The organism is Dyadobacter sp., assembly GCF_051859145.1.
Classification (GTDB): domain Bacteria; phylum Bacteroidota; class Bacteroidia; order Cytophagales; family Spirosomataceae; genus Dyadobacter.
This window is the reverse complement of sequence record NZ_JBHYGF010000364.1, coordinates 299-4,232: the sequence shown is the minus strand read 5'-3', so window position 1 is coordinate 4,232 and position 3,934 is coordinate 299. Positions and strand designations below refer to the sequence as shown.

Sequence of the window (3,934 nt, the reverse complement as noted above, 5' to 3'; positions counted from 1 at the left end):
TTCCCGGTACTGTTTCGAAGATGTGTTCACCCAAACTGTACTTTGCGTTTCTGCATCATACAATGGGATAATCCCTAACCCCGGCAGGTTAATTTCCCGTGAATCGTACAAATGGATCACGATAAGATCGTGCTTCCGGGCAAGTGCTTTGAGGTTGTGGTGATAATTGCTGTCGATAAAGTCGGAAATCAGAAAGATCAGGCTGCGCCTTTTGAGTACATTCAGCGTAACCAGGATCGCCTCACCAATGTTGGTCCTGGTAGATTCGGGCACCAGTTTGTACAGCTCGGAGATCACCGTGTACCCGTGCTTCATTCCATCTGAGGGACGGATATATCTTTCATTACGATCCGAAAAACAGAGCAGGCCCACGCGCGTGGCCTCTTGTATCGCCGACAATGCCAGAACGCCGCATATCTCCTTTGCAATATCTATTTTTAATCTCTTAGCCTCTCCCACGTGCTGCGACGCACTTACATCGAGCATGAAAAAGGCTGTTTGCTCTTTATCTTCCTTAAATATCTTGATAAATGTTCCGTGGCCTTTTGCCGAAGTGTTCCAATCGATCGCCCGCACGTCGTCGCCGTACTGGTACAACCGCAGGTCATCGAATTCCAGACCGGAACCTTTAAAAACGGAGTGAAAGTTGCCGTGACGCTCGCTGGTTACAGCTTTGCGCATGCGGATTTCGTATTTCCGCAGCTTTCCCAAAAACTGTTCAAACATAAGTTTTGCAAAAAAATTATCACCTTTGTCACCAGTCCTATCTAAACAAAGATAGAAATTTTGATAGTGATGCTGCTTTAAGCCATGAATATACCAATGCGGTTCGCTTCTTTCATATTGTTCGTCCTGATGCTGTGCGGCTGCTCCGAGGACGAGAAACCACCGCAAAATACATTGTCGGAGGAAAAGATGGCCGCAATCCTTACCGACATTCACGTAGCCGAGTCGCGGGTAAACCGCCTCAACCTACGCTCGCTGGATTCTTCCCTGATGATTTTTAACCACTTGAAGGCCGATATCTGGAAGAGACACAAGGTGGATACACTGACATATTCCAAAAGTTACAATTACTATATGTCCCACCCGCAGCTCATGACACGCATTTACGAAAAAGTGAACAAGAAAATTGAGATTAGGGAGAAAAATAACAATATTAAGCTCTGAGTCTTTATTCTTCTGTGAATCACCCATTTAACTAAACACAACTCTATCCTGTGAATAATTGTATTGTAGTAATTCCAACCTACAACGAGATTGAAAATGTTGAAGCAATCATCCGGAAAGTATTCAGCCTCGGGCATCCTTTTGACCTGCTGATCATTGACGACGGTTCACCGGACGGTACTGCTGATGTGGTTAAAAGATTAATGAATGAATTTGCGGGCCTGCATATGGTGGAGCGCAAAGGCAAGCTTGGATTGGGAACTGCATATATTCACGGTTTTAAATGGGCGCTCGAAAAAGGGTACGAATACATTTTCGAGATGGACGCCGATTTCTCCCACCCGCCCGAAGATCTGATCAAACTATACAAAGCTTGCGCGATCGAGGGTCACGATGTCGCAATCGGATCGCGGTATATTACGGGGGTAAATGTTGTTAACTGGCCCATTAACAGGGTACTAATGTCCTACTTCGCTGGTACTTATGTGAGAATGATCACCGGAATGAAGATCATGGACCCGACTGCCGGCTTTATCTGCTATACTGCGAAAGTACTGCGCGCGATCAATCTCGATAATATCCGGTTCATCGGCTACGCATTTCAGATTGAAATGAAGTTTAATTCCTGGAAGTACGGATTTGATATCGTAGAGGTACCTATCATTTTTACAGACCGTACCAAAGGCGCTTCCAAAATGTCACGCGGTATATTTAAAGAGGCTGTTCTTGGAGTGATCAGCCTCAAAATCAACAGCTATTTCAAGCGGTATATCGTCAAGCATTAAGCTCCGAAATCGCGAGCCAGCTCATTAAGCCGGTTGAGATTTCCAATGCGCTTTCGTCAATATCGAAAGTTGGGGTGTGCACGCCCGAAACGATTCCACGCGCTTCATTGCGTGTACCCAGCCGGTAAAAGCACGAATCGACCACCTGCGAGTAGAATGCGAAATCCTCTCCTGCCATCCACAGATCAAGGTCGATCACGTTTTCGGCACCCACGTACCCCGTAGCGGCAGTGCGCACGCGGCGGGTAAGCTCGGGATGGTTTTTAAGGAATGGATACCCTTTTACTATTTCAAAATTGCAGCTTCCGCCCATTGCTTCGGCGATGTTCTCAGCCATTTTCTTCATCCTACGCAATCCGTCTTCACGCCATTCTTCATCCATACAGCGCCAAGTTCCCTGGATTGTTACTTCGTCAGGTATTACATTCGTCACACCGTCTGCGAGAAAGCGGCCGAATGATAATACAGCAGGATTTGCAGGATTTCTGTTGCGACTGATGATCTGCTGCAATGCAACGATGATATGCGATGCCATTAAAACGGGATCGATCAGCTGGTGAGGCGCAGCAGCGTGCCCGCCTTTTCCCTTTACCGTCAGATACAACTCGTCGGTACTCGCCATATACATTCCTTCGCGGAAACCGATTTTGCCGACAGGAATATTTGGAGCTACATGCTGCCCGACCATACTGGCCGGTTTCGGATTTTCAAGCACTCCCTCTTTGATCATCAGCGAAGCCCCGCCCGGTGCTTTTTCCTCGGCCGGCTGGAAAACAAGCTTTACTGTTCCTTCAAAATCACCTTTAATCTGATTCAAAATCCGCGCGGTACCAAGTAACGAAGATGTATGTACATCGTGGCCACAGGCATGCATTACACCTGGAACTGTCGACTTATAAGGTACTTCATTCGCTTCCAGAATTGGTAATGCGTCAATATCCGCACGCAGGCCCACTACTTTCTTTTCTGGATTCCTGCCTTCTATAATTGCCACCACGCCTGTACCAGCTATCCCCTCTTCCGGCTGCAAGCCCAGTGCAGTCAGCTCAGCGGCAATGTATTTGGCCGTTTTGAACTCTTCGAAAGACAATTCCGGATTGCTGTGAAGGTGCCGGCGATGAGCAATGATATCTGCTGACTGTTCTTTGGCAAGCGTTTTGATTTTTTCCAGAAGCTGAGACATAGGAACGCGGATCTTACTTTTTATGAAGGTATTTGGTTACAAATCGTCCAAAGTTAAGGATAAATAGATTGCGGTGCTGATCCGGGAAGACAACTCTGTTGCCCTCCCTTTTGGTAAGAAGGCAGTTAACATTGAACGTTGTATGAAGAAAAAGGGTAATTTTGACCAGACATGAATTAATCAGCACAGCACAAAATGAATCAAAAGGAGTTTTTAGAATCGTTGGTTTGTCCGCTTACAGGAACCCCGTTAACTATATCAGAAGATCAGAAAACACTGACCAGCCAAGACGGTACAGTGTACGAAGTGGGCGACACCGGGATTGTCAATATGTTATATCCCAAAGAACTTCTTCCTGAGGATGCACGCGAGCAATACCTGTACGACCAGGCATTTCTTCGCTATGACAAAGGAGTTTCGTGGGTTTTTGAAACGCTTAACCATTCTGACGAAGCTGCTACCAGAAAATTCTTTATTGATTTAATGGAATTGAAGCCTGGCATGAAAGCGCTGGAAGTGGGTGCAGGAACAGGCAAAGACTCTGCATTGATTCTCGACCGCGTTCGTCCGGGTGGAACTGCCGTCCTGTCCGACCTTTCTCCGAATATGTTGAAACTGGCACAGGAAAAGCTGAACACAGAAGATGTAAATGCGCATTATTTTCTTGGAAATGGTTCTTACCTTCCTTTTCCTGACGATACTTTCGATGCTGTTTTTCACTTTGGCGGCATTAATACATTCTCCGAAAGAAAGAAGGCTTTTGAGGAACTGACCCGCGTGGTAAGACCGGGCGGAA

5 protein-coding genes are annotated in these 3,934 nt (G+C 46.4%); 3 read left to right on the top strand and 2 right to left on the bottom strand.

Going from position 1 to position 3,934, the window contains the following annotated elements:
• Positions 1–726: DUF58 domain-containing protein (locus ACTIE6_RS19080; protein ID WP_439558159.1), on the bottom strand; the 726-nt coding region annotated here is incomplete at its 3' end.
• A gap of 84 nt (positions 727–810) precedes the next feature.
• On the opposite strand from ACTIE6_RS19080, the gene ACTIE6_RS19075 reads away from it, so the two are divergent.
• Together ACTIE6_RS19075 and ACTIE6_RS19070 are read left to right on the top strand one after the other, a co-directional pair.
• Positions 811–1,170: a DUF4296 domain-containing protein gene (locus ACTIE6_RS19075; protein WP_439558158.1), complete on the top strand. Its 360-nt coding sequence runs from the start codon at positions 811–813 to the stop codon at positions 1,168–1,170.
• 50 nt (positions 1,171–1,220) lie between these two features.
• Entirely contained in the window at positions 1,221–1,955 is a 735-nt protein-coding gene (locus ACTIE6_RS19070; protein ID WP_439558157.1) for a polyprenol monophosphomannose synthase, read from the top strand.
• Here ACTIE6_RS19070 and ACTIE6_RS19065 read toward each other — a convergent pair.
• On the bottom strand, positions 1,945–3,138 hold the full coding sequence (locus tag ACTIE6_RS19065; RefSeq protein WP_439558156.1) for a M20 metallopeptidase family protein: 1,194 nt from the start codon (positions 3,136–3,138) through the stop codon (positions 1,945–1,947). The two genes, ACTIE6_RS19070 and ACTIE6_RS19065, sit on opposite strands and share 11 nt — an antisense overlap.
• 195 nt (positions 3,139–3,333) lie before the next feature.
• Between ACTIE6_RS19065 and ACTIE6_RS19060 the strand changes: the two genes are divergently transcribed.
• The coding region (locus ACTIE6_RS19060) for a class I SAM-dependent methyltransferase (RefSeq protein WP_439558155.1) at positions 3,334–3,934 on the top strand (601 nt) is incomplete at its 3' end.